The 26,998-nt window shown below is 40.3% G+C and carries 25 protein-coding genes; 13 read left to right on the top strand and 12 right to left on the bottom strand.

Annotated elements, in window-relative coordinates; genetic code table 11:
- Nucleotide 1 precedes the first annotated feature (1 nt).
- Both tuaG and tuaH read left to right on the top strand, forming a co-directional pair.
- Nucleotides 2–760, top strand: coding sequence for a teichuronic acid biosynthesis protein TuaG (tuaG, locus tag LG336_RS24035; RefSeq protein WP_404330000.1), 759 nt, complete (start codon nucleotides 2–4; stop codon nucleotides 758–760).
- Between the two features lie 30 nt (nucleotides 761–790).
- Complete coding sequence (gene tuaH, locus LG336_RS24030) at nucleotides 791–2,113, top strand: teichuronic acid biosynthesis protein TuaH (RefSeq protein WP_404329999.1); 1,323 nt, start codon at nucleotides 791–793, stop codon at nucleotides 2,111–2,113.
- Between the two features lie 507 nt (nucleotides 2,114–2,620).
- On the opposite strand, the gene LG336_RS24025 is transcribed toward tuaH, so the two are convergent.
- From LG336_RS24025 to LG336_RS24015, 3 genes are all read right to left on the bottom strand, one after another.
- Nucleotides 2,621–3,301, bottom strand: coding sequence for an oxidoreductase (locus LG336_RS24025; protein ID WP_404329998.1), 681 nt, complete (start codon nucleotides 3,299–3,301; stop codon nucleotides 2,621–2,623).
- Nucleotides 3,302–3,465: 164 nt separating this feature from the next.
- Nucleotides 3,466–3,621 carry a hypothetical protein gene (locus LG336_RS24020; RefSeq protein WP_404329997.1) on the bottom strand — a complete coding sequence of 52 codons (156 nt, stop codon included), beginning with the start codon at nucleotides 3,619–3,621 and terminating at the stop codon, nucleotides 3,466–3,468.
- A gap of 22 nt (nucleotides 3,622–3,643) precedes the next feature.
- The gene (locus LG336_RS24015; protein ID WP_404329996.1) at nucleotides 3,644–4,126 is read right to left on the bottom strand and encodes a YndM family protein; all 483 of its coding nucleotides are present in this window, start codon (nucleotides 4,124–4,126) and stop codon (nucleotides 3,644–3,646) included.
- A gap of 238 nt (nucleotides 4,127–4,364) precedes the next feature.
- On the opposite strand from LG336_RS24015, the gene wecB reads away from it, so the two are divergent.
- Nucleotides 4,365–5,513, top strand: coding sequence for a non-hydrolyzing UDP-N-acetylglucosamine 2-epimerase (gene wecB / locus LG336_RS24010; RefSeq protein ID WP_404329995.1), 1,149 nt, complete (start codon nucleotides 4,365–4,367; stop codon nucleotides 5,511–5,513).
- Between the two features lie 63 nt (nucleotides 5,514–5,576).
- Here the strand turns inward: wecB and LG336_RS24005 are convergent, their stop codons facing one another.
- Nucleotides 5,577–6,458 (bottom strand): TetR/AcrR family transcriptional regulator, encoded by an 882-nt coding sequence (locus LG336_RS24005; RefSeq protein WP_404329994.1) that lies wholly within the window; start codon nucleotides 6,456–6,458, stop codon nucleotides 5,577–5,579.
- Between the two features lie 187 nt (nucleotides 6,459–6,645).
- On the opposite strand from LG336_RS24005, the gene LG336_RS24000 reads away from it, so the two are divergent.
- The 5 genes from LG336_RS24000 (at nucleotide 6,646) to LG336_RS23980 (ending at nucleotide 11,260) form a co-directional block, all read left to right on the top strand.
- Nucleotides 6,646–8,169, top strand: a complete 1,524-nt coding sequence (locus LG336_RS24000; RefSeq protein WP_404329993.1) for a DHA2 family efflux MFS transporter permease subunit — start codon at nucleotides 6,646–6,648, stop codon at nucleotides 8,167–8,169.
- 148 nt (nucleotides 8,170–8,317) lie between these two features.
- Nucleotides 8,318–8,821: a DoxX family membrane protein gene (locus tag LG336_RS23995; RefSeq protein WP_404329992.1), complete on the top strand. Its 504-nt coding sequence runs from the start codon at nucleotides 8,318–8,320 to the stop codon at nucleotides 8,819–8,821.
- 221 nt (nucleotides 8,822–9,042) lie between these two features.
- On the top strand, nucleotides 9,043–9,561 hold the full coding sequence (locus LG336_RS23990; RefSeq protein ID WP_404329991.1) for a DoxX family protein: 519 nt from the start codon (nucleotides 9,043–9,045) through the stop codon (nucleotides 9,559–9,561).
- A 215-nt stretch (nucleotides 9,562–9,776) separates the two neighbouring features.
- Complete coding sequence (locus LG336_RS23985) at nucleotides 9,777–10,511, top strand: phosphate ABC transporter ATP-binding protein (protein ID WP_404333271.1); 735 nt, start codon at nucleotides 9,777–9,779, stop codon at nucleotides 10,509–10,511.
- The gene (locus tag LG336_RS23980; RefSeq protein WP_404329990.1) at nucleotides 10,508–11,260 is read left to right on the top strand and encodes an ABC transporter permease; all 753 of its coding nucleotides are present in this window, start codon (nucleotides 10,508–10,510) and stop codon (nucleotides 11,258–11,260) included. Before LG336_RS23985 ends, LG336_RS23980 begins: the two co-directional genes overlap by 4 nt.
- A gap of 59 nt (nucleotides 11,261–11,319) precedes the next feature.
- Here the strand turns inward: LG336_RS23980 and LG336_RS23975 are convergent, their stop codons facing one another.
- On the bottom strand, nucleotides 11,320–12,312 hold the full coding sequence (locus LG336_RS23975; protein WP_404329989.1) for a zinc-binding dehydrogenase: 993 nt from the start codon (nucleotides 12,310–12,312) through the stop codon (nucleotides 11,320–11,322).
- 935 nt (nucleotides 12,313–13,247) lie between these two features.
- Here LG336_RS23975 and LG336_RS23970 point away from each other — a divergent pair.
- From LG336_RS23970 to LG336_RS23955, 4 genes are all read left to right on the top strand, one after another.
- On the top strand, nucleotides 13,248–13,754 hold the full coding sequence (locus LG336_RS23970) for a DoxX family protein (RefSeq protein ID WP_404329988.1): 507 nt from the start codon (nucleotides 13,248–13,250) through the stop codon (nucleotides 13,752–13,754).
- Between the two features lie 197 nt (nucleotides 13,755–13,951).
- Nucleotides 13,952–14,464 carry a DoxX family protein gene (locus tag LG336_RS23965; protein WP_404329987.1) on the top strand — a complete coding sequence of 171 codons (513 nt, stop codon included), beginning with the start codon at nucleotides 13,952–13,954 and terminating at the stop codon, nucleotides 14,462–14,464.
- A gap of 217 nt (nucleotides 14,465–14,681) precedes the next feature.
- Nucleotides 14,682–15,035: a hypothetical protein gene (locus tag LG336_RS23960; RefSeq protein ID WP_404329986.1), complete on the top strand. Its 354-nt coding sequence runs from the start codon at nucleotides 14,682–14,684 to the stop codon at nucleotides 15,033–15,035.
- Between the two features lie 121 nt (nucleotides 15,036–15,156).
- Entirely contained in the window at nucleotides 15,157–15,492 is a 336-nt protein-coding gene (locus LG336_RS23955) for an antibiotic biosynthesis monooxygenase (protein WP_404329985.1), read from the top strand.
- 85 nt (nucleotides 15,493–15,577) lie between these two features.
- On the opposite strand, the gene LG336_RS23950 is transcribed toward LG336_RS23955, so the two are convergent.
- A complete protein-coding gene (locus LG336_RS23950) occupies nucleotides 15,578–15,757 on the bottom strand; it encodes a hypothetical protein (protein ID WP_404329984.1) in 180 nt (59 codons plus the stop codon).
- Nucleotides 15,758–15,950: 193 nt separating this feature from the next.
- On the opposite strand from LG336_RS23950, the gene hutG reads away from it, so the two are divergent.
- A complete protein-coding gene (gene hutG, locus LG336_RS23945) occupies nucleotides 15,951–16,913 on the top strand; it encodes a formimidoylglutamase (RefSeq protein WP_404329983.1) in 963 nt (320 codons plus the stop codon).
- A gap of 65 nt (nucleotides 16,914–16,978) precedes the next feature.
- Here the strand turns inward: hutG and LG336_RS23940 are convergent, their stop codons facing one another.
- The 6 genes from LG336_RS23940 to LG336_RS23915 all read right to left on the bottom strand — a co-directional run bounded on the left by LG336_RS23940 (nucleotide 16,979) and on the right by LG336_RS23915 (nucleotide 26,993).
- The gene (locus LG336_RS23940) at nucleotides 16,979–18,328 is read right to left on the bottom strand and encodes a hypothetical protein (protein ID WP_404329982.1); all 1,350 of its coding nucleotides are present in this window, start codon (nucleotides 18,326–18,328) and stop codon (nucleotides 16,979–16,981) included.
- 411 nt (nucleotides 18,329–18,739) lie between these two features.
- Nucleotides 18,740–22,693: a 5'-nucleotidase C-terminal domain-containing protein gene (locus LG336_RS23935; RefSeq protein WP_404329981.1), complete on the bottom strand. Its 3,954-nt coding sequence runs from the start codon at nucleotides 22,691–22,693 to the stop codon at nucleotides 18,740–18,742.
- A gap of 415 nt (nucleotides 22,694–23,108) precedes the next feature.
- Nucleotides 23,109–23,663 carry a competence protein ComK gene (locus tag LG336_RS23930; protein ID WP_404329980.1) on the bottom strand — a complete coding sequence of 185 codons (555 nt, stop codon included), beginning with the start codon at nucleotides 23,661–23,663 and terminating at the stop codon, nucleotides 23,109–23,111.
- 234 nt (nucleotides 23,664–23,897) lie between these two features.
- Nucleotides 23,898–25,481 (bottom strand): glycosyltransferase family 2 protein, encoded by a 1,584-nt coding sequence (locus LG336_RS23925; protein WP_404329979.1) that lies wholly within the window; start codon nucleotides 25,479–25,481, stop codon nucleotides 23,898–23,900.
- A gap of 158 nt (nucleotides 25,482–25,639) precedes the next feature.
- A complete protein-coding gene (locus LG336_RS23920; RefSeq protein ID WP_404329978.1) occupies nucleotides 25,640–26,554 on the bottom strand; it encodes an alpha/beta hydrolase in 915 nt (304 codons plus the stop codon).
- A gap of 289 nt (nucleotides 26,555–26,843) precedes the next feature.
- Nucleotides 26,844–26,993 (bottom strand): hypothetical protein, encoded by a 150-nt coding sequence (locus LG336_RS23915; protein WP_404329977.1) that lies wholly within the window; start codon nucleotides 26,991–26,993, stop codon nucleotides 26,844–26,846.
- Nucleotides 26,994–26,998: the final 5 nt, after the last annotated feature.

Below are 26,998 nucleotides of genomic sequence, written 5' to 3'. Positions count from 1 at the left end.
CATGACTGGAATGCAACCTGTGGTGTCTATTATTACTCCAGCTTTTAATGCAAGTGAGTATATTGATCAAACCATTGCTTCGGTTATCAGGCAGACTTTTACAAATTGGGAAATGGTGATCGTTGATGATTGTTCGACAGATGATACAAGGGATAAGGTAAAAAGACATTCAGCCAAGGATGGCCGTATCCACCTGATTGAACTAGAGGAAAATAGCGGAGCAGCGGTTGCACGGAATCACGCATTACAGTTTGCGACGGGGAGATATGTCGCTTTTCTCGACAGCGATGATTGCTGGAAACCTGAAAAACTCGAAAAACAACTACGGTTTATGCAGGAGAACAATTATGCCTTCACATTTACCGCCTATGAAGTCATGAGCCATGAAGGCAGGAGGTTGGATAAGCAGGTGTCAGCGCCAGCCAGGATGGATTATCATGATTTACTAAAGAATACGGTCATTGGTTGTTTAACAGTCATGATTGACCGGAATCAAACTGGGCCGTTTAAGATGCCGAATCTTCGTACCCGTCAGGATTTAGCAACATGGCTACTCTTGTTGAAAAAAGGCTATACCGCCTATGGAATGAACGAGGTTTTAGCCGAGTATCGTACGGGAAACCCATCTATTTCTAAAAATAAATGGAAGGCATTAAAAATGAATTGGTTTGTGTATCGGAAGGTCGAAAACTTGAATGTGGCAAAAGCATTTTGGTGTTTTTCTCATTATGCTTTTCATGCTGTCGCCAAAAGACTTTAACTGGAGTCTATTAAAAAGGGGGATGGGAATATGGTATGGGATCTAACAAGTGAGGGTGAAGACGCCGGAAACCAGACTGATTCAGGGGAAAAAGAAAGGAAGCTTCCTGGTAATGGTGCGTCTAAACGGAAGACCGTTCATGTTATTGTGGCCGCAGGTGAGTGGGGGCGAGATGGACTCCGATATCGACGTCATCGATTGGCAGAGTATTTACAAAAGCAACCTGAAACAAAAGACGTCGTTTGGCTATGCCCAAGTCCGCATATTACCGAGGATGCCTATTCGAGCTTGCCTAATGGGATTCGTCAAGTAACGATTACCGATATTATGCCACATAAAATTTTTCGTTTTGGTCGTTATATGGATGTATTTTATCAAAGTAAACTTCGTTCGCTGCTCTTTTATTTAAAACAAGGTGAAAGAGACAACCGAATACAACTATGGTATACGTTCCCAGGCTTCCCGTTATTAGTCGACCTTTTTCCGTGGGATCAGGTTATCTACGATTGCAGTGATTTATGGTCCTCTCCAATGAGTGGGAGGAACTCGGCACTTTCTTCGTTAAGACAAAGGATTATTTCTGGGGCAGAGAATCGAATCATCCAGAAGGCAGATGTGATTTTTTGCACCTCGGAGTTTTTACGAGAAAAGGTAGTCGAAAAGCGAGGGAACACCGATCAAGTTTATGTATTTGAAAATGGCGTAGAGTTTTCTCTTTTTGCACAGGAAGAAGAAAAGGCAAGCGACGTACTTCCTAAAGATTTCACTGGTAGCGTATTGGGCTTTATTGGTGGGATTAAACCAAAGTTGGATTTTTCTTTAATTGCTGAAGTAGCAAAGCAACGCCCTGATTGGTTGTTTTTATTTGTAGGACCTGATGGCACTGGGAAACATTCACAGTTCCAAGAACTATTAGCATTGAAGAATGTACTGTGGACGGGGAGTGTACCGGCAAATGAGGTTCCTAAGTATATGAACTTAATCGATATTGGCATGATGCCTTATAAAAAATCACCTTATAACGCCGCGGTTTTTCCGTTGAAGTTGTTTGAGTTTTTAGCAGCAGGGAAGCCAGTGGTCGGGGTCCATTTGCCATCAACGAAAAATTGTGTGGAAGTAGATAGTTACACGCATTTAGAAACTAGTCATCCTTCAGACTTCCTTAACGCCTGTGAGCGCTTTGTAGAAAGTAAAGATTCCAAAGAACAGACAATGAGACGCCAGGAGTTAGCAAAAAGGAAAGACTGGAATGTTATTTTTAAAGAAATGGTAGAAACTTGCCATGCTGTTTCCAAAACGGTCCGAAAAGAAAGTAAAACTGTGCTTCCAATAGCCAAAAGGAAGATTAAATAATGATGGCTTTACAGGATAAAGGCGTTGTCTCTCATGTTCGTATTGTGTCGAGGGCTATAATCACGTTTAGAAATGATTTGGTCCTCGAGTCTACCTATCTTTACAAAAAGTTAATACCACCTTAATCCTCCCTTGTTGTTAGCCGGTTATGATTAAGATATAGATTGATCCGGTACTCATGCTCAGACAGCTAAATGATGGAACCAAGGGTAAACCGTCAAACTTTCTGATTGGGGGCAAGTTGTATGAATTATTTGCTGAATACTCTATATTTATTCTGTGTTGGCTATGCGTTTATCCTCATTTTTTATTATTCTTTTTTCAAAGAAAGAAATGAAAAAAGGTAACTGTACTCTTTTTAAGTACAACAAATCCTCAGGAATTCCTCAGTTATCCCCTACACAAACTCCTATTTTACTTACTTTTACTGGATAATCACAATAACAGGATAGATCCTATGAAATAAACATCCAGATACGATAACTGGATGTTTTTCTATCGAAGAAATTAAATTTTCGTAACGCTGCCTAAATTATAAATTTCATCCGATTCATGTGTGAAACTGCCGCTCCCCGGTCGTTGACTTGCTTGATACATCGCCATGGCGACGTCTTTAGCATGGATGGGTTTGTATTTTTTTAGATAACCAACCATGAGAAAGGATAGAACAGGGCTTAGGATGACACCAATCTTTTCTCCTAGGCGAAATTCTTTTCGCTCTCCAAGTAAGAGGGAAGGGCGGAAGATGTGAAGTGTAGGAAATCCTATCTTCTTCAATTCAGCTTCCACTTCACCTTTCACGCGGCTATAAAAAACCTTGGAATTAGGATCAGCGCCCATAGCGGTGATGATGAAGAAATTTTGAGCCCCGGCTGCCTTTGTAAACTGAGCCAATTCGAGAGGATAGGTGAAATCGACTTTCTTAAATGCTTCCTGCGAGCCAGCTGTTTTAATTGTGGTTCCTAAGCAACAATAAACATCATCGACTTGAACATGTTGTTTGTATTGATCAAGTTGGTCAAAATCAGTGATGACCTGCTCTAGTTTTGGGTGATTGAGAGGGAGTAGTCTTCTAGTGAGCACCGTTACGGATTGATACTTTGTAGACTGTAATAAAATCTTTACTACCTCACTGCCGACTAACCCGGTTGCACCTACGAGTAAGGCTGATTTACCTGTCGTTTCCATCACGTTCACTCCATTCAAGACGTGCTCTGATTCTCCTATTTTAACCTGTACGGGGGGAAGAACACTACTTTTAGACATGGAGAGGTCCGGGTTATTTTTACATGAGGCAGTCTCAAGAAATAACGAAGGCAGTACTCATAGGGAATACTGCCTTGTTGTTCTGTTTATTGTTTTTTAGCGTTTTTCACCTTAGCGGGTTGTGGTTGTTCACCCGTGACAATGGTTCCCAACACTTCGCGGTTGTATTTGCTTCTGTCTTCCCCCATTCCGGGAAGGGTGTTGCTCATTGGCAGTTGTTCTAATTCCTTACCTCTAGGCATGTTAAAGCCTCCTATCTAACAGTTAGTTTTTCTGCGACGGGTCCTTACTCGAGCTAGAATTGGATTTTCCCTTTGCCTGTTTATTATCAAACTCCTCGGAGAACTCGGTCATCATTGCGTCCCCTTTATAAACTCCTGGAATAACGCTTTCAGCAGAGTTTGAATTCACATGAGTGTTTACATATAAGTGGAAGAGAGCTTCAACGACAGCGATGGTTAGCGCAATAAAAAAGGTAGTCGCAAGCATACTTCCGGTAGAATTAATCATGAGAGCGCTTAATAACCAAATTAGCACAAAGCTTAGCCCAAAATCCGCAACCGTCGCAATAAAGTTTCCAAACTTAGGCAGGATATACAAATCTCCAACAAAATAAGAGATGGCTGTCGTTACAACCGAAATGAATAGAATGGCTGGTAAGGATGCGGTATTAAATATACTCAAAAAAGAGAACAGCACCGTTCCAATCGCAGCGAATTTAATCAATAATGCCCAAAAGTGCTTCATTCGGTTCCCTCCATATCGTAAATGGTTATCCATAACATACCCAGAAACCATCTTTGACTCCCATCCACATTATGCCATGTACAATGCATTTGATTGCACCGTTATACCATCCCACGTTCATTGAGTTCTCTATTACTTCTGTTAAAATAAACCTGAGGTAATGTTTCTAAAGAGATAAAAGGATTTTAGTCGGTTATGATGAACAATAGAGAAGAGAAAATAGAAAGAGGAATCTACTATGAGTAAAATTAAAGTCATGACCATTTTCGGGACTCGACCTGAAGCAATCAAAATGGCACCGTTGGTTTTAGAATTAGAAAAACACCCTGAAACAATTGAATCCATTGTGACTGTTACGGCCCAGCACCGCCAAATGCTTGATCAGGTACTAGAAGTATTCAATGTACACCCGGATTTTGATTTGAATATCATGAAAGATCGCCAAACGCTTATGGATGTGACGACTCGAGCACTGGAAGGTCTGGACAAAGTAATGAAGGAAGTAAACCCAAACTTAGTCCTTGTACATGGAGACACGTCAACCACCTTTGTCGCAAGCTTAGCTGCCTTTTACAATCAAATTTCTGTCGGACATGTGGAAGCGGGTTTACGGACTTGGAATAAATATTCCCCGTTCCCAGAGGAAATGAACAGGCAGTTGACCGGTGTAATTGCCGATTTGCATTTCTCACCAACTGTTAAGTCGCAAGAAAACTTATTGAAGGAAAATAAAAAGGCTGATTCGATCTTTGTTACAGGAAACACCGCGATTGACGCACTATCAACAACGGTTTCTGATACATACAATCACCCAATACTTGAAAAATTAGGCAGTGATAAAATGATTCTCCTAACTGCCCATCGACGCGAAAACCTTGGAGAACCAATGAGGCAAATGTTTAAGGCTATTAAAAGATTGGTTACCGAGCACAACGATATTCAAGTCGTATACCCTGTTCATTTAAATCCCGCAGTTAGGGAAGTGGCCGATGAAATTCTCGGAGACGATGAGAGAATTCATTTGATTGAACCTCTTGGCGTTGTGGATTTCCATAATTTTGCCTCAAGGGCCTATCTCATATTAACGGATTCAGGCGGTGTGCAAGAAGAAGCGCCATCATTAGGTGTGCCAGTTCTTGTCCTTCGTGACACAACAGAACGGCCTGAAGGGATTGAAGCAGGTACCTTAAAACTCGCAGGTACCAATGAGGACACGATTTACACATTGGCGAAAGAATTGTTAACAAACCCAAGCGAGTACGAGAAAATGTCAAAGGCCTCCAACCCATATGGAGACGGCAAGGCTTCCCAACGAATTGTTCAAGCTATATTACATTATTATGGGAAAGCAGAGCAGCGCCCAGCGTCATTTGGGACTAGTGAATAATCGGATTTGAATATAAAAACAGGTGCAAGGCAGAATCATCGACATGATGGTTTCGCCTTGCACCTATTGTTTATAGTAATCGTTAATGATTTGTTCTAAGTTTTTGATACTGCTATCCTTCGCTAAACTTGGTTGTGCTTTTAATGAAGCCAGTGCACTTTCAATCAAAAATTTCCGTGGGTGATGGGAGTGTATCAGCTCATCTTCAATAAACATCAACAACTCGAGGTAACGAGCTTCTTCCTCTAACTGTTTTACCTTCTTTCTCACTAATAAAACCGAATTTTTAAGCTGCTCGCGAAAGGCCATCGTATTACTTTCATCTGAGAACCAGCTATTTAAAAGGTCAGGGGAAATGAGTTGTTCTCCTGATTCAGCCACCTCATCTACCATTTTCGCAATCCTTGACACCGTGTAAGAAACAACTTTATGAATGCTTGTATTAGCTTGATAAACCGAAGCATGGAATTTAATGTTGTGATTTAACATGGCCGAGAACATGATGGCGCAATCTAATAAGTAGGGTTGCTTTTCTTCGCCAAAGATATCAATGAAACGTAGGTAAAACCAACGAATCACACGTAAATGACTCTGCTTTAAAAAGTCCTTCAAATCGGCATCATTCGAAACATATACCTCTTCAAATAACGTCAGCAAGTTATTTTTTCGATTCGCTCTCATCTGCAGTTCAATTTGTTGGGTAAAGATTTGAATGTCTGATGGGTCTTGTCCAATCAACAATTCATTCCGTTCTCTTTCTAGTTTTTTGTACAGAGTCTTAAAGAGAGCGATTAGTAATTCATTTTTAGATGAAAAATAATTATAAAATGTCCCCTTTGAAATTCCGCTATAATCCAAAATATCTTGTATGGATGTGTTTTGAAAGCCTTTTTCAATAAATAATTGGTGGGCCATATTAAGGACATGCTGTTTCCTGTCGTTCATTTCATCACCTATCATTTCCTTGTACTGTTGGTCTAAAATTATAGTACATGATTTTTACTCTGTATACAAACTCCTTTATAAAATAGGTATAATTTAGAATTGCAAAATTTGAACTCATGGTATAAGATATTGTCTATGTGAAATGGAGGTTCAATAATTTGAACTTAACGTCTAAGGGGGAAAGACAATGGAACAAAATATAAATCATTCTCCTCGTCCACCATACGGAATTTTAGCCGTTTTGATGGTCGGGGCTTTTATATCTTTTTTAAATAATACCTTATTAAATATCGCTCTTCCGTCTATTATGAACGACCTAAATATTGATGCAGCGACGGTTCAATGGATGACGACTGGTTTCATGTTAGTAAGTGGGGTAATGATTCCAGCTACGGCATTCTTAATTGAAAAATACTCGGTTCGGCGCTTATTTTTAGTGTCAATGGGCTTGTTTACAGCGGGAACGATTCTTGCTGGGGTTGCTCATATATTTCCGATTTTATTGGCAGGAAGAATGGTTCAAGCCTCGGGTACAGCCATTATGATGCCATTATTAATGAATGTGATGTTGGTGAGCTTCCCAGTTGAAAAACGAGGAGCAGCAATGGGGGTATTTGGGTTAATATTAATGGCAGCACCAGCCATTGGGCCAACTTTATCAGGCTGGATTGTCGAGCATTATGATTGGAGAATGCTTTTCCACTTCGTTACACCAATCGCAGCGACCATCTTCATCATGGGCTTCTTCCTACTAAAAGATAAAAAAGAAAAAGTGAATATTAGCTTGGATTATTTTTCACTTGTGTTATCAAGTATTGGTTTCGGTGGATTGCTATATGGATTTAGTTCTGCAGGAAATAGAGGCTGGGATAGCCCACATGTCTATGCGACTATACTAGTTGGGTTCGTCGCATTAGTTACGTTTATTTTACGTCAATCAAGACTAAATCGACCTATGTTAAACTTCGGCGTTTTCAGATATCCAATGTTTGCTTTATCATCTTCAATTACAATGGTTTTAAATATGGCCATGTTTTCGGGGATGCTCCTGCTTCCTATTTATGTGCAAACCATCCGTGGGATCTCCCCAATGGATGCGGGACTTTTAATGTTGCCAGGCGCCTTATTAATGGCCATTATGTCCCCAATTACAGGGAGATTATTTGATAAGTTTGGTGGCCGTGTTCTAGCCATTTCAGGTTTAGCGATTACGGTCGTTACCACCTATTTCTTCAGTCAATTAACCCTTGAAACGACTTATAATTACTTAATGATTTTAAATGCAGTGCGGATGTTCGGGATGTCGATGGTGATGATGCCAGTTTCGACAAATGGCTTAAATCAGTTACCAAGACGCTTCTATCCACATGGTACAGCGATGAACAATACCTTAAATCAAGTTTCAGGAGCTATCGGTACCGCATTATTGGTTACGGTCATGTCAACACGCGCTGAAACGCATGGTACTCAGATGGCCGCTGACGCGATGAAAAATGCAACGGCTCAACCAACAGAGGCAGCACTTGCAGAAATGCAGCAACAAATAGAATTGATGGCCATGCTAGAGGGAATTAACGATGCTTTCTTCATTGCAACCTTTATTGCTGGTCTTGCTTTTGTCCTCGCCTTCTTTATCCGCCGCGCTACACCTGCCGAGGATCCAATGGAAGAGCAACAAACAGAGAAAAAGGTAAGTGCAAAATTAGTATAATGATAAAAAAATCCGGATGCTTTCATCCGGATTTTTTGTGCCCTCATAGGAATCAGATGATGATACCTATGATTTCAAGCTTTATTCATAAATCTGACCCCATAGGACAAATTAATGATGAATTATTTTCGAGAGGAGTGTCATCATATTGTTTGCTAGATGGTTAAGAGAGAGCACCAGTGCGGCTATTATTTTAGCGATTATTCGCATTTACCTTGGATATAATTGGTTGATGGCAGGTTGGGGGAAGTTAACAGGAGGGTTTGATGCTACTGGTTATTTACAAAATGCCGTAGCTAATCCTGTAATGGGGCCAGATGGTGCACCGGTATACGGGTGGTATGTTTCATTCCTAGAGACGTTTGCCATTCCCAATATCGGAATTTTTAATTTCCTTATTCCATTAGGTGAGTTCCTAGTTGGCCTCGGTTTACTCCTTGGTTGCCTAACCACTGCAGCTGCATTTTTCGCTCTGCTTATGAACTTTTCGTTCTTCCTAGCAGGTACAGTTTCACATAATCCGACGGATATCTTTTTAGGTGGAATAATCTTATTTGCAGGCTACAACGCTGGCCGCTATGGTTTAGATCGTTGGGTGATTCCTTATATGCGTCGTAGTTTTAATGGAAAAGCGGACCCAGTTAAGAACTAAATGCATACCCATGAAAAAAGCATGCAGAGTGCATAAAGCTCTCTGCATGCTTTTTTGGTCCTGATTTTAGATAGTTCTAAAACCCTATTCACAAGTTTGCCATAATGCTTTTAACAAATTGTGAACTATTTCACATATGCACGTTTTTTACCGTGGATTCTGGTATATTCAAAGTGTACTAAATAACTTATAAATTTTATCAGTGAAGGGAAGCGATCTTCATGTTCGCAAATATTTTAAGAGAAAACAAAATTGCAGCAGGTATCCTAGCCGTTATCCGTATCTGGCTTGGATATGCTTGGATGACAGCAGGATGGGGAAAATTAACTGGAGGCGGCTTTGATGCTTCTGGATATCTAAATAATGCAGTAGCGAACCCAGTCATGGGCCCAGACGGAGCGCCAGTATATAGCTGGTATGTTAACTTCCTGGAAAGCTTTGCATTGCCAAACATCGAATTATTCAACTTCATCGTTCCATTAGGTGAGTTCCTAATAGGTCTTGGCTTAATCCTTGGTTGCTTAACAACAGCTGCAGCATTCTTCGGCCTAGTGATGAACTTCAGTTTCTTCTTAGCAGGAACTGTATCTCATAACCCAACAGACATTTTCTTTGGATTCATCCTTCTGTTCGCAGGCTACAACGCAGGCCGCTACGGCTTAGACCGTTGGGTAGTTCCATTCTTACGCAAGTCGTTTAACAAAAAGGCAGAAGCGCCAACAGCAAACAAAGTAGCATAAACTTGAAAGGAATCCCCCTAAATTTATATAAATTGACGCCGAAATTAGTACCCCCCTACTAATTTCGGCTTTTTATTTTGTGGAGACTTTTACCCCGAAAACCTCCACCATACCAGATTATTTGCATCCATCTAAAGTGAAAATTAGAATAGATAACAGTGGAAGCTAAAACACATAACTAGAAATATGTGAAAAAAGGGAAGTGAAAAGCAGTGGTGGATGAGGGATATATCCCGGCAATCCATTTTCAACATGTTCATTATTCTGTTGAGGATGTACATATTTTAAAAGAAATTACCGGTTCCTTTCCGGAAGGCCGAATTACCACATTAGTCGGGCCCTCAGGTGCAGGAAAATCAACCTTACTGAAGTTGTGCAATGGCTTGTTATCGGCAGATTCAGGGGAGATTTTTATTAAAAATAAAAATATTAACAGCTATGAACCTGTTCAGCTAAGGAGGCTTGTAGGGATTGCGCTCCAAAGTGCTCCGATGGTCAGAGGGACGGTCATGAACAATATGGCTTTGCCAATGGAGCTACAAGGGCAGACCTTACCAGAGCAGGAGGCAGCAGAATTATTGGAGGATGTTGGGTTAGGGGCAGACTTCTTACATCGTAGTATCAAGGATTTATCGGGAGGACAGCGCCAAAAGGTTTCGATTGCGCGCACACTTGTTAACCGCCCGCAGATTTTATTACTGGATGAAATCACCTCCTCGCTTGATCGAACTTCGACTCAAGATATTGAAGAGCTTATTGTAAAAATCAATCAGAAATACGGGGTGACCATCATTTGGATTACTCATAATTTGCAGCAGGCCATCCAAGTTGGAGATTATACGTGGGTCATGATGGAGGGGGAAGTGGTCGAAACAGGAGAAAGTGAACTGCTAAAGTCTCCTGAAAATGAAAAGGTCCAGCGCTTTGTGAAGGGAGAAGGGGAAGAATGAGTTATCTAACTTTGTCCATCACTTTGATTTTTGTCCTTATCCCTCTTGTTTTATCGAAAACGCTGAACCTTGGGTTAGAAAGGGACACCATTATTGCCACCGTTCGTTCAATTATCCAGTTGTTGGCTATCGGGTATGTGCTTCAGTTTGTATTTGATACTGAAAATTTTCTTTTTATTTTTCTGATGGTCACGCTTATGATTGTGACGGCGACCTTAAATGCACGAAAAAAAGGCGCAGCTATTCGGGGGATTACCTGGAAGGTTGCGGCTACGCTGGTGTTTGTTGAAATTCTAACGCAAAGTATTCTGCTCGGATTCAGAATAACACCGCCAACAGCACAATATATTATCTCAATCAGTGGGATGGTAATCGGGAACTCGATGGTACTTGCGATTCTCTTTTTAAATCGATTCACAGCTGAGTTGGAGGCAAGACAGGATGAAACAGAGCTGATTCTGTCACTCGGAGGAACCCCGAAGCAAGCCGTTCATAGCCAGCTAAAGCAGGCAATTAAAGCGAGTATGATTCCGACGATTGAAAGCCAGAAAACGATGGGACTCGTCCAACTGCCAGGGATGATGAGCGGGCAAATCATTGCCGGAGCCGACCCAATCCAAGCAGTGCAATTTCAGTTGCTTATACTCTTTCTGCTCCTAACGACCGCCGCCGTCACTAGCACTATGCTCGGGTATCTGTCATATCCAATTCTATTTAACCAACGAATGCAGCTAATCAGAGGCAAATAGAGTATATGAATAGAAGACACCATCAGCTTCGGATGGTGCCTTGTTGTTTTTAGATATAATTACTCTACATAAAAACCGATTTTACCTAACTGCTTAGCTTCTTCCAATCTCTTAAAGGCATCTGCAAATTGGTCAAGTGGGTACATTTTGTCCATTATAGGCTTTATTTTATGTTGAGAGATAAATTCGAGCATATCCTTAAGTTCTTCTGCACTTCCCATTGTCGACCCGAGAAGATTATATTGTCCATAGAAAAATTCACGTAAATTTAACTCAACAAGGTCTCCAGTCGAGGAGCCGAAGATCACAATCGTCCCACCACGTCGTAGTTGTTTCAGTGATTGATTAATCGTTGCAGCTCCAACGCTCTCAATCACAAGATCCATTTTCACTCCACTAAGTGCATCAGTCCAGTCCTCATGGCTATCAATTGCTGCTTTAGCCCCAAGTTCCAGTGCTTTTGCTCGTTTCTCCTCAGACCGAGATGTCACATAAACATTTGCACCAGCTGCAATGGCAAACTGTAATAAAAACGTTGCAACCCCGCCACCAATGCCAGGAATAAACACATTCATCCCTTGGCGAACTTGACCTCTCGTCACTAATGCTCGATATGCAGTTAAAGCAGCCAATGACAATACACCAGCTTCTTCCCATGATAAATGCTCTGGTTTTGCCACAGCATTTTCTGCCGGAACGATGATTTGCTCAGCAAAGGTCCCGTGAAAAGGGAGCCCAACGATTTCAAAGCCTTCCGGAGGTGCATCGCTAACGTTCTTCCAACCAAGTCCAGGATTAATAATCACTTCAGTTCCAACTTCAACCCCGACAACACCTTCTCCAACTGCATCAATCACTCCTGCTCCATCAGATCCAACAATCAAAGCTGGGTCAGTGGGTTGGTGACGATGGAGAACAAACAAATCTCGGTGATTCAAACCAGCTGCCTTCAATTTTACTCTTACTTCACCGGGGCCGGGGTTCACTTCGGTCATGTCCCCGTAAGTCAAACCTTCCATGCCAGCAATTCCTTCATGAAACAATGCTTTCATCTAATCACTCCTATAGGTATGTATACCTCCACTATACTTTGAATTTTGTGAGAAAAAAACCATTCTCTAAAAAAATGACTTAATTCGTACTCCAAAGGGCGCTACCCATGACAAGCTCTCTCAAGGACAGTTTTTGCGTTTTAAAGGGGGTTTTTGTTCATGACAGGCTCTCTCAAGGACAGTTTTTGCGTTTTAAAGGGGGTTTTTGTCCATGACAGGCTCTCTCAAGGACAGTTTTGGCATCTCGAAGGGGATTTTTGTCCATGACAAGCTCTCTCAAGGACAGTTTTGGCATCTCGAAGGGGGTTTTTGTCCATGACAGGCCCTCTCAAGGACAGTTTTGGCGTTTTAAAGGGGGTTTTTGTCCATGACAAGCTCTCTCAAGGACAGTTTTGGCGTTTTAAAGGGGATTTTTGTCCATGACAAGCTCGCTCAAGGACAGTTTTGGCAACTTAAAGGGGATTTTTGTCCATGACAGGCTCTCTCAAGGACAGTTTTGGCGTTTTAAAGGGGGTTTTTGTCCATGACAAGCCCTCTCATGGACACTTTTGGCAACTTAAAGGGGGTTTTTGTCCATGACAAGCTCGCTCAAGGACAGTTTTGGCATCTCGAAGGGGATTTTTGTCCATGACAGGCTCTCTCAAGGACTCTTTTGACCATTAAACTATCAATTAAATTTGAGCTTGTCAAAAGGTGAAAGTTGTCCCATTAAACAACGAATATATTGAACAAACATTGCACTAAACACATTCAATTCTATAAAAATAAACTTTGGGAAAACAGATGGTGACAGTGATTTTTGTCATTGCCACAATTCTGACAAGATGTTATTAACAAATTGTGAACTTGTTCACGTACTCAGCATTTTCACCGTGAATTCTGATATATTATGAGTGTAATCAATTAAATCATTTATTCGAAGGGAAGCGATCCTTATGTTCGCAAATATTTTAAGAGAAAACAAAATTGCCGCAGGTATTTTAACTGTTATCCGTATCTGGCTTGGATACGCCTGGATGACAGCAGGTTGGGGAAAATTAACTGGAGGCTTTGATGCGTCAGGTTATTTAAATAACGCAGTAGCGAATCCGGTCGTGGGACCAGATGGAGCGCCTGTTTATAGCTGGTATGTGAACTTCCTAGAAAGCTTTGCATTACCAAACATTGAATTGTTCAACTTTATCGTTCCATTAGGTGAATTTCTAGTAGGCCTTGGCTTGATCCTTGGTTGCTTAACAACAGCCGCAATGTTCTTTGGCCTAATGATGAACTTCAGCTTCTTCTTAGCAGGAACAGTCTCTCATAACCCAACAGACATTTTCTTTGGAGCCATCATCCTATTCGCTGGATACAATGCAGGACGTTACGGTTTAGACCGCTGGGTGGTTCCGTTCTTAAGCAAAACATTTAATAAAAAGGCAGCAGCAACTGTAAATAACTAACACACACTATTCTAATTTTTGCCAAATGCTACTGACATTTACCAGATTCACATGTTCGTCATAATGTTTTTACTAAACTGTGAACTTTATCACTGCGGCACTTATTTTATATTCGAATCTGATATATTCAAAGTGTACTAAATAACATCACTTATAAACCAAAATAAAAAATTGAAAAACGAAAGGAAGCGATCATTATGTTCGCAAATATTTTAAGAGAAAACAAAATTGCAGCAGGTATATTAGCAGTTATCCGTATCTGGTTAGGATATGCTTGGATGACAGCAGGCTGGGGAAAATTAACTGGAGGTTTTGATGCTTCTGGATATCTAAATAATGCAGTAGCAAATCCAGTAACTGGACCAGATGGAGCACCCGTTTATAGCTGGTATGTCAACTTCTTAGAAAGCTTTGCACTACCAAACATTGAGTTGTTCAACTTCATCGTTCCATTAGGAGAATTCCTAGTAGGTCTTGGCTTAATCCTTGGTTGCTTAACAACAGCGGCAATGTTCTTCGGTCTAGTGATGAACTTCAGCTTCTTCTTAGCAGGAACTGTATCTCATAACCCAACAGACATCTTCTTTGGATTCATCCTTCTGTTCGCTGGCTTCAACGCAGGACGTTACGGTTTAGACCGTTGGGTGGTTCCATTCTTACGTAAAACATTCAATAAAAAAGCCGATACAACTGTCAGTAAAGTTGCCTAATTCCCAAAAACTTGGCACTTCCAGGAATTTGTAAAATTGATAAAAAGCCGAAATTAGTTCCCCCACTAATTTCGGCTTTATTTTTTTAAAAAAGTGATTGTATATGAAAAAGGTTTAACATGCCTAAACTGTGCATTACCGCACGAATAGTCGTTGATCTGAACTTCGACAAGCGAGATGATGCCTTAGTGCCGATACTCAGGAAAAGTGGAGGAGTATGGGCACCGAGTGGGCGTTTCAATGCCGATACTCAGGAAAAGCGGAGGAGTATGGGCACCGAGTGGGCGTTTCAATGCCGATACTCAGGAAAAGCAGAGCAGTATGGGCACCGAGTGGGCGTTTCAATGCCGATACTCAGGAAAAGTGGAAGAGTATGGGCACCGGAGTGGGCGTTTCAATGCCGATACTAAGGAAAAGTGGAAGAGTATGGGCACCGAGTGGACGTTTCAATGCCGATACTCAGGAAAAGTGGAAGAGTATGGGCACCGAGGAGACGTCTCAATTCCGATACTCAGGAAAAGCGGAGCAGTATGGGAATCGAGGAGATGCCCTAATCCCTAAAACACAGTGAATTCGGGTATCTAGCATCCCCATATGATAGCCATACTTTTTTTAAAAAAATAAATGGTAATGATAATCATTTTCAGTTAAAATAAAAAGATAAAGAATCACTTTCAGAGGAGCGATAGCAAATGTTTGTTCAAATGAGAAAAATGGTTGTTACAGAGGAAAACTCTGATAAAGTTGTACAGCGATTTGGCGGAGAAGGGCTAGTCGAAAAGCAAGAAGGTTTCATTGATACAACTGTAATGGTAAAGAAAGTTCGTCGTGGAGATGAAGAGGTTGTCATTCAGACACGTTGGGAATCAGAGGAACATTGGAAGCAATGGGAAAAAAGTGATGCCCATATCGCTGGTCATAAGGCGAAACTTGGTAAACCAAAACCTGAATATATCATTAGCTCTGAAGGTGCACTATACGAGGTAAAGGCCATCAAAGTACCTAAACCATCAAATGCTACAGTTTAATATCCTTCACAACAAAAAGAACACATCTCATCAACATAGATTGTGTTCTTCTTTTTGTTTTTAAACGGATTGGCTTCCAAGCGGATCATTTCTTTCGACTACCCTGTTTTGCTTTGTCAATGAACTCTACATATTTCAGTAAGACAAAATATGGCCAGAACAAAACAAATAGCACGTTCTTCAATATTTCTTTTGGCGAAGTTGACTTTGTCAACAATAAACAAAAGAATCCAATGATAAGGTAAAGGGTTAACTCAAGTAGCATTCTTCCCACTCCTTTAACACCTTTATTCCAGTTTATACAGGAACCCAGTTTTGGTGACATCTCTGTGCTAGGTGAGCCTAAAATTAAATTTAATCAAACGTTTGATTAAATTTAAATGTGGGTATTGAGGTATTGGTAAATTTCTTTCGCACAAGTATACTTTTATTAAAAGGCGATTGTTTAAGGAGGAGCCATGTACATTCATCCATCTAAAAAGAATTGGCGGGGAAGAATTGACTCGATAACGGATCCTTTAAGCTTTCGGTATCATCAAAATGTTCGTTTAGCAGACCTAAACAACATGACGATAGATAAAAGTACTACCAAATCCTTTGCCATCATAGGGTATCAATGTGATGAAGGGGTTAAGCGAAATAATGGCAGGAGTGGGGCAGTAGAAGCTCCAGATAAAATTAAAATGGCCTTAGCAAAGCTGCCATGGCATTTATCTGCAAGCGCTAACCTCTACGATGTTGGAAACATCAAGTGCGAAGAAGGAAGAATGGAAGAAGCCCAACAAGAGTTAGGGAAGGCGGTAGGAAAGCTTCTTGAAAAGAAGGTAACTCCAATCATTTTAGGTGGAGGACATGAAACTTTATACGGACACTATCTTGGAGTGAGGGAGTCAATTGGTCCAGAAGCCAAATTAGGAATCATCAATATTGATGCGCACTTCGATATGAGACCCTATGACGAACAATCTTCATCAGGGACCATGTTCAAACAGATCCTAGACAATGAGCCAAATTCGAGTTATTTTGTTGCAGGAATCCAGCAAGCTGGGAACACCTTATCATTACTCGAAACAGCTAAAAAGCAAAGAGTCCACTATATTTTAGAAGAGGAACTGACATTCGGAGATATGGAGCGGATTCAAGGACAGATCTGTGCATTTGCGGCAAGGCAGGATTACATAATGCTTACATTGTGTGCCGATGCTATCTCTTCCGCCTATGCACCAGGAGTCAGCGCGCCATCACCATTTGGGCTTGAACCAAAGCTAGTCCGGTCACTCATAAGATATATCGCATCAAGTAAAAAACTCCTATCCTTTGATCTATCTGAAGTGAATCCCCTTTATGATGTAGATAATAAAACAGTTACTCTGGCTGCGTATTTGATTCATGATGCGTTGATGAATTTTCACTCGAAATGATATGGTGCCTGACCCCCGCTGCTTTAAAGCGCTGGGAGTCAGGCACTTTTATATGTTAACAGATATTATTCATGAGTATGATACCTTTCAGGATCATAGGTTCTATAACCACGTGTAAATTCTGTACCAAAATGCTCATCAGCCACAACCTCTGGATTTAAAATGTCATCACCGGTAGGCTTCTTGCCTTCTTCAACCCATTTCGCAAGGTCAGCAAACGCTTCGCTCTCTTCATCTGCATTAAAGTCACAATGTCCAACCGCACGAATAACACGGGTAACTAATAATTCCTCATTCCCATTAGCTTCCGCTCTCTCTGCATGAAGCTGCTGCATATGGAATGGAACAAATAAATCTCCGACATTGTGCATAGAAACCATTGGAATCTTGTGTGCACCGTTGACCTTTGGTACACCTGTCAACCCTTGTTGCTTGGTCTGTGGGTCACTGACAACTCGCACTACAGCGTCATTAAGAGCTATTTCTTCATCGGATAAACTACTCATATCCTCATCAAATTGGTAAACCGAATCCGTTGTGTTAACCACATTGCCTGCGGCAACACCATAGTCACCCTGAGGAGGTAATTGGTCAAAGAGAAAATTTTTATAGGTCGCAAAGGCAGTCTCAAACAGTGGACGCTGGCCACCGGTCAGGTTCATTGTTACCGCTTTCAAATCTTGGCCTTCATCTGTTAATTTACCGTTTATTCCAAGGTTTTGTTTAATATTAGGAACGGTAATTTCCGCATACTCAGCATCAAGAATCGTCTTCTGATCCTCTTTCTCAATCCCCGCAAGTGACTGCGCTACCACATTATAATCCGTAAAGAAATCAAACAACTCTGTATCCCCGGTTACCCCGCACATTGGCAATGCACCATCATAGGAGTTGCTGTATTGCTCGGCAAGTACTGCTGTAATATGTCCGCCCATTGAGTGGCCAGTTACATATGTACGAGAAGGCTTTCCAACTTTCCCGTTAAAAAGAGAACCGAGTGCATGCGTATCCTTAACACCCTGAGTAACATCATAGCCGTTTGTGCTATAACTTGAAGCAGCCCAAGCGTAGCCATTTTCCAGGAGATAAGGTCTAAGTCTTTCAGGAGGCTCTACAGTCAACTCAAGACCAGTCCCACGAAAACCATGTGCATATAAAACAAGCTCACCATTCCAATTTTTCGGGACCTCAATTCGATATCCAGCTCCCTTATGTACACCCCAATACCGGTCCGTCTCATAGCCTTCTAAAGCATCAAACGGCAATTTGGACTCATCAACATAATAAGGAATCGTTGCTTGGTTTTGCACCTTTTGTGAAGCACCTTTTCCTCCAGAAGGTGGGGCAGCAAAGGCAACGGACCCAGTAAAGATTAAAGAGGCCCCTAATGTTAGTGCAAGAACAGTTTTCTTCAAAGACAATCACTCCTTTCTAGTATCAATTAAATAATGCAATATTCTGACAAATTACTCAACACTATTAAAACTCCAAAATCTATTAAAATATGACATTGCGAATTCTATTTAAAAATCTAACAAAGTATTCTATGAGTTTTTGACGCTGTTTTATAAAAGAAGAGGGTTACCTAGGGGAAACTAGGCTATGGGAAGTTAAATTTTTCTAGTTCTAAATACCTCTTTAAAAGTCATTACACAACAGAAGTCAGCAAATCTCTACATACTATTTAATTATTTCGTGGGGGCATGGCAAACACCATGAAGAATTTTCCCGGGAAATGCTGTTTTTTGTTGGAGCGTACCATTAGCTTGCACCATAAAAAAACAAGCACCCTTCCTCAAAAAACGAGAAGGAGTGCTTGTTTCGTTTTACTTTCCGTTAGCTTCTAACATCTCAACCAATAATTCTGCTTTTTCTGATAATGCCTTTTTAGCTTCTTCAGAAATATTTTTCTGTTTTGTTTTATGATTAAGTTGCTCTAAATATTTGTTCATGAACTTAAGGCTATTCTTTACTGAGCCTTTATTCCAATGATGCTCTGCTTGTTTATGAGTATTAGATAGTTGAGAAAGCAGTGGACCTGTGAGTTCTTCAGTTGTTGCATACTCATCCATCGATTCCTCTAAATCAACCAAAACATCTTCAACTGTTTTTGGTGGTTCAGGCTGTTGCTCTTCGCTAGCAATAATTCTACCTTCGACAACAGGAGAAATTGGACTGTTCTTTTCAACGTGTTCAGCTAAGATTTCATAATCGACAATCAACAATTCGTTGATACGACCCTCGTCCTTAGCAGCTTTAAACATTCCATAACCGTCACCGCCGTCAGCAGTGAATGCATTCGTTGCAACAGTATAGGTCTTTGTAAGGTCAAGTGCTTCAAAGCCATTTTCAGTTTGAACTTCTACAGACCATACTCTGTCATATGCAGGTTTTGCAGGGTCATACTTGAATTGAAGTCCGGATACCTGTAAAAATGCACCAGCAGCATTTTCAACATTGCTCACACTGTGCTCAAGAGCAGCAAGAATTTCTTCTCCAGTTAGGTCAAGAGTGACGAGCAAGTTGGCAAATGGTTGTACAGTTAAAACTTCACCAAGTGTGATTTCACCTTCGTCTATAGAAGCACGAATTCCACCGCCATTTTGCAGGGCAATAGTTGTTGAAGGAACCATTGTTTTTGCTCTTTCAAGCATCGCATCTGTAATTAGGTTTCCTAAGTTTGTTTCTTTCGTTCTTACGTTAGCGCGCTCTCCATCTAGTACAACATCCGTATATCCGACAACCGTTTGTTTTATTTCATCTAGAGGGCCTTTGAACTCTTCAACTTTTGCTAGCATGGTTTCATCTGCAGCATAATCTGCTAGTTTAAGAAGTTGACCTTCACTAGCCGTAACAACACCATTCTCATCAAAAGTGATGTCTGCTAAACCAAGGTATTTCAGGTATTCGTTTGCTTGAAGAATGACAGTAGGTTCATCCTTTTGGATTACCTCTGGCGCAGTAAGCATTGTATGAGAATGTCCGCCAACAATGACATCAATTCCATCTACTTCAACTGCCAAGTTTTTATCTGGACCATACCCTAAATGGGAAAGTACGACAATTTTATTAACCCCTTCAGCTTCAAGAGCTTCAACAGTTTCAGTCGATTTTAAAACTTCATCTTCGAACACAACATCCTCAGAAGGACTAGCTAGAATTTCTGTATCAGGAGTTGTTAATCCGAAAATCGCTACTTTTTCGCCATCAATTTCTTTGATGATAGCAGGGTAGATGCTTCCAGCTTCAGGAGCATTTGTGATTTCATTTTTAAATAATGGTGCAAGGTCAGCGTCAGCACTAACATTTACGTTTGCGCTTACCATTGGAAATCTCATTTCTTTGATAAAATCTGCAAGGACAGAAGAGTCTTTATCAAATTCATGGTTTCCAAATGTCATTGCATCATAACCGATTTCATTCATGAACCAAAGGTCCGCTAGACCAAGATACTGATTGAAATATAGAGTTCCAGAGAATACATCCCCAGCATCGACAAGCAATGCATTTGGATTTTCAGCACGAACTTCATTAACCGCAGTATAAAGTCTTGGATACTTTTCTACATTTGCATGTGTGTCATTTACGTGCATAAGTGACAGTGAGAATGGTCCATCTTCTTCCCCTGTCAAATCTAGTTGGGCTAGGACAGGATCATGATCACTAGCACGTCCGTGGGCTTCCATGAATGCAGAGTTGATGTGAACAATATCAACCTCTGCACCAGCAGCAAGATTGTTTGTCACAAGAATATGATCAAGTACCTGCGAATTTCCTTGATAGTTATAAGTAAATCTTTCAGCAGCAGGGACCATTTCGATTAGGTTTGTTAATTCGCTGCCTTTTAGTGTTTGAATAGGGTTAGAGAATTCAAAGTCATTTAGGTCACCCATAACGACTACATTTGCATCAGGATTCTCAGTTTGGATTTCTTGTACAAAATTGTTGATAATGGTAGCAATTTCTACCCGCTGTGCTTCACTTCCAAGGAATGGAGGTTGATTTTTACCAAAGATTGGCTGGTCGCCACCTTTTGAATTAAAGTGGTTATTGATGACAATAACTTCTTCGCCATTAAACTCAAATTGTGCAGCAAGTGGTTTACGGCTGCTCTCAAATGCAGGATTTGTTGGCTCAACTCTGCCTGGGTTTAGGGTTAATGAACCATTTTCATAACGAACTGCGTCTGTTGCGCCACCTTTTTCTCCTTCAGAGAGAGTGACTCTTTCCGGGTTATAAAGGAATCCTACACGAATATTCCCGCCAGGTTGTCCACCATCTACTTTATTTTCAGGAGCAATATCAGTCCACTCGTAAGTTGGACCACCGTTTGCTTCAATGGCATCAATCAGAGTTTCATAGTTAGCAGACGCATCTACAGTGCCACTATCCGTTGGACCATCATTGTCCTGAACCTCAACCAATCCAATAATGTCAGGAGAATTTAGCTTTTCCACCATTGATTTTGCTATTTTTTGTGTCTTGTTAGCATTTGTTCCGACATAGTTTTCCATATTGTAATTTGCAACCGTTAACTTTGATTCGTCTTTATCGATATCAGTAGGTTTTGGCTGAAAATCACCTTCAACTAGTTCAGGTAATTCATCTGTTAAAATTTTATAGTTTTGGAATGTATAAGTTACAACACCTGTAACGGTACCGTTAAAGCTGTCTCCAACTTTGGCAACATAGTCACGGTCGTCAAACAAGAGATGTAATCTTTCTGGGTTTGTATTATCAGCTTGAAGTGGTAGACCACCAGGAGCTGTGTAAACTTTATTCTCTACTCTTTCAGTTATAACTGGAATTTCTCCATATTTCTGGGGACCAACTGCAATCGGATTTTCAACTGCTACATGCATGCCTTCAATACTTTCATAAAAATCAATTGCATCTTGCTCTGGGTCGAACTCGGAGAATTGATCATTATCAACGATGTCAGTTGGTGGGAAAATGTCTTTTCCAATAACAACTGGTGAAGGAACATCTTGGTTGCTAGCAATAACCGTAACCGAGCCGATATTTGCATCGATTTCAGTTGTAGCTAAGTCCGTTTGCAACATATCACTATAGCCTTCAAGAATCCATTCTTTAACAAGTCCATCTACACTGACGTGGTCGCCAACACTAACGCCATGGTTCCTTTTATAGATAAGAATTCCTTCAGATGTGTTAGCGTTATCGTCCGGATTCGGATCTTGGATATAAAAATTACTTGCATCGTCTACATAAGTAACGATACCTTCAACACCTATTACATTCTGGCCTTTAAAAGGAGAGTTATGACCTTCGCCTTGAATTTCGTTAATTTTCAGGCCTTCGATTCCTTCAATCGGTGGCTTTTCGGGAACCCCATCAAAGCTGTATTCAGATACGTTTTTCAGTCCAGGTGTGCTGAAATATGCTTCAAGTGTACCTGTTAAGTAAACTTCTTTACCTAAAAGTTCAGGGTTGTCAACTAAGTTTAATGCTGTCCGGACAGCCCCTGTTGGAAGTTGTACGGGAAGAATCTTAGCTGGATCTCTTTCATTTGCATCATCGGCAATGGCGATATTCGTTGCTGGTGAAAAAGTACCTTCATGTTGATAATTGCCACCGCTTTTGGTTGTGCCAACAATATACCCCTTTACGACTGCTACTCCACTGTTATTGGCAATCGCCTCTTCAACAGTGATGTAGCCATCTTCAGCACCAACAACCTGTGCTAAGGGCGTAACATAGCCAACAAGCAGGGTGAAAACAGCAGTAAGAATAAACCACTTCTTTTTAAGAATGTTCATTTTCCCATATCTCCTTTTAATAGATTTTGATCTAGTTGATTTTTAGAATGGTTGAAGTTATCTACATGAGCTGAAAAGTAGAATACTAGCGCCTTTAAAACACTCATTCTATCTCAACAAAATCAGTTGAAGCCTCACTAATTTTAGGACAAAATTCATCATTCTTCTACCCAAATTCTATTAATTAATAATATTTTTACAATTTTTGAACAAATAGTCCTTGTCAGATTTTGTTAAAGTGAAAAACGACCTATTTTTCAAAGGTGGAAGTGTTCTTGTAATCAGACCTATTGGCCTATTGTGATGATCTCCATTTTCAGAAAAAAGGGTGCGCCTTGTTTTCCAAGACACTCCCCTTTAGGAATGAGTCAAGAACCCATGTGACTTCAGTCATGGGTTGTTGACTCATAATCTCCTATTCCTCATATTCATCATCATTTAACATATAAATCCCTGTTTCCCTACAGAAGTAATATTCACTATAGGGTCTATTGAAAATACTTTTGCTGCCTATATTTCTTTCTAAAATAACTCTTCGGAGTTTTTCCGCCGCGTTTTTCCTGGTAAGTAGGTGGACTTTTCTAGTAGGAATGGTCACGATATGTTCTGCATCGAAAAATACTTTAGTCTCATATCCAATCCCTTCAAGAAATTGAATCTGTTGGACGTTTATAAAATAGCTGTCCGCCCTCAGGGGTGATCTTGATGATAATAGACATACAGTTTCATTTGGATTCACGATAAATGCTCCTGGTCTATCGTCCTCAAGTATTTTTGCAGCTGCTTTTAAGGCGCCTGGGAAATCAAATCCGTAATAATTACATGTTTCTTCAATGATTTGTTCAGGAGATTTCTCTACAAGAAACTCCCTTTTTCCTTCAGAAACCAAGGTATAGCCTTTAGATCCTCTTGAGATATCGACCAAAAACCGCATTTTTTCCTTAATAATATAACGTCTTAAAATAACCAACCAAGCACCTCATCCACAGGATATAATGTAAACGTTTTCATAAAAAGTAAAAAATTCCTAAGAAGATATTATCATTTCTATATGTGTTCTGCACTACTTCTGGATAACATTCGGAATTATGACATATTCCGACAATTTCCAAAGGGGGTCTATCATATTATTGTTGAAAATTTTATGGTGGAATGATAGACCTAATTATCAAAAAAACACCTACTTCCCAGCGGTAAAAAACGCTTAAAGATAGGTGCTTTTTTTAGTTGAAATTTTCAAAGCAATATTCGAAAAAGACGTCTGAATGAGACTAAATTCCAAATCATTATACTGATGAATCAAAGGTGTTTGATCGGTTTTTCTAATATTCGTTTTCATATAGTCGTTATACCTTAGAAATACGGAGTAGCTAGAAGCCGGAAACTTAGACAATTGTTCAAGGCTTACCTTTAACAAGCCATTCCCATCTGAATCAACGTTTACGGGTACTGTAAACTCTACATGTGCATCGTTCCACTTTTGGAATAGGATATCGGTTATGTTGTCTAGATGGTCACCGTACACCTTGAATTTCAAAGAATACATATCCATGTTAAATGAATCATCTAACAAGGTGGCGTACATTGGAATTCGAATATATTTATTGTTTTCATTCGTTATGGGAGCAACGTTATAAGGGAGCTGATCTCGTATGTAAACCTCTTTGACCTTTTCGTTCTTCTCCCATATAACGAGCTTTTCTAAATCTCGGTATTTTTTAGTGCGAAGCAGATCATACTTTACCTTGTTTGTTGGGATCATGAATTCATCCGCAATTTCGTATTCAAGACTCTGCGTCGTTTTGATCACTTTATTGAATTTCGTATAATACAAGCGTTTTAGCTTCGTCTTTTCATAATGAGGAGTCATAAAGAAACGATTAATTGAATCGAACTCATATAATCGGTTTAAAATCAGCTTCTTTTTATTGATATCAATATCCTTATCCAAAATATAACGGATGACTTTTAAATTACAATCTGTTTTTTGCAAAATATTTGTTTGGTTTGTAAGCCTGGTTTGGCTATTGTCTAAACGATTAAGGTAGTAAATCGGTACCTTTGTTGTAGATATACTTTTGCTATGAATGAGGATATCAATAAAAAACTGCTTATCCTCTGCAAATTTCATTTCCGGAAATTGTATGTGATTTTCTCGAACAATAGTAGTTCGAAACATCCTAGCTCTTGGTCCCAAATGATTAAAGATATGAGGAATTGAAAAGGGAGAGACGCTTCTTCGCTCTTTGCAAGACTCATGTTCTCCAATTGTACTCGTTTTTTTTCTTTCTACCTTTATTGTTTTCCCAACGACATAATCATCCCCAGTCTCTTCAAGGATTCGGTGGAGGACCTCGAGACCGTGGGGCTCTAGCCAATCGTCAGCATCTAAAAAGGTAATATAGGGAGACGTAGCGTGTTCCATGCCGATGTTGCGGGGACGGCCTGGTGTCCCTGAATTATTCTTCATAAAAATAGCAATGATGTTCTCAAATTTCGAAGAGTACTCTAGTAAGATATCCCTCGTTGAATCAGTTGAGTGGTCATCAACCAAGATATATTCAATTGACTCCATTCCAAGAGACTGATTGATAACAGAATCAATGGTCTTCCTTAGAAATTTTTCTGCATTATAAACGGGTGTAATGACCGTAACTCTCGAATTGGGGCGGTTCTGTTCAAACTTATTATCAACCACATAATATCCTTGCGCGTTATAAGGATACTTAGGGGTAGCCTGCTTCGATTGAGAACGGATTGAATCAATAAACTTGGATATATTTAGCATGACTTCCGCTCCTAAAATCCATCTATAGTAAGAGATTAAAAACTACTTGCTAGCTTCGACGAAAATAGGAGGATCTATTCAAATTTAGCCGGAATAGGAAACAAAAAAGAGTCAGCTCCTTCGGCACCTTACGTACTCCATGAGCGGACTCTTGTTCATTATTCCACCGTACTAGTGCTTGACTGTTCAAGCTGTAGCTTAACGAATTGTCCAATCTCTTCAATAGCCTGAGCAGCCTCTGGCAGATTAAACTGCTGGAACACATGCCACATGTCTTCCCAAATTTTAAAGGTGACATCGACACCTGCTTCACGTGCACGGTCCACTAAGCGAACAGAATCGTCTAGTAGAATCTCATCATTGCCAACGTGAACAAGCATTGGTGGAAGACCTTGTAAATCTCCAAAAATGGGGGATACATGTGGATGGCGGCGATCTAGGTTACCGATATATAAAAGTGGTGCCTGTCGCGATTGTTCTGGGTTTAACCAAGGATCAACTTCAGCACGGGTTTCCATTGAAGCTCCGGTTCCTTCAATATCTGTCCAAGGAGAAAGCAGAACAGCTGCGGATGGCAAAGCTTCGCCAGCTTCTTTTAATGATAAAAGCAAGGCAAGGGTGAGTCCACCACCAGCTGAATCTCCACCGACAACTAATTGTTCAGGAGAAACACCAGAGGAGAGTAGCCAACGATAGGCTGCTAGTGCATCTTCCACGGCAGCTGGATATTGGTTTTCAGGCGCAAGGCGATATTCAACCACCAACACACGACATCCTGATGAGCGGGAAATTTTTGACGCTAAGTCTCGGTGGGTGTTGCAGCTTCCCATTATGTAGGCTCCACCATGTAAATAAAGGAAAACGCGGTTACTCACTGCATTCGGTGCACTGACCCACTCGGCAGGCATCCCCTCAACTGTAAGTTTTTCTACCTTAATATCTGGAGCTAGGGGATTAAATGCAGCTAGCATTTCTAATCCCTTTCTTACTTCTTCAATAGATGAATTTGGTTTTTGAGCTGCCATACTTGCTTTCAACATTTGGCGAATCATGATACTTTGCTGGCTGGGCATCCTTATTCCTCCTTTATTTTAAACACTAGTAGGTTAAATTCACCAACTGATATAATTTTCCTGTTTATAGAAATGAACATTTTGGGACTTTTGCATTACATTGATTTAGAGGCCAAAACTCCTATAAATTTTATAGTTTAGGAGAATTGCCAAACGACTACCGAATTTTTAGATTAAGTGTGTACCTCTAACATTAAAATAAAGAAGGATCCTAGAGGGGATCCTTTCAAAAAGGTTATGTATCTTTTTACGAAAGTAAATGTTTGTCATTATAAAGACATTTGACCGTTCACCCTGTTAAATTTTTATTTCCACCAAAAATTCGTTTACGAGGCTTTTTCCCAAGCTTAATAAAGACCTGTCCTTCCTTGGAAAGAAAGAGTTTGATTCCAATAAATTTCAGTGGAGTGAAAATTTCTTTCATATGAATGAGAGGCATGATTG

Origin of the sequence: Mesobacillus maritimus (assembly GCF_044803185.1) — a bacterium.
GTDB lineage: Bacteria > Bacillota > Bacilli > Bacillales > Cytobacillaceae > Mesobacillus_B > Mesobacillus_B maritimus_B.
The sequence above is the reverse complement of the archived record's forward strand: the minus strand, read 5'-3'. Positions and strand labels throughout refer to the sequence as shown.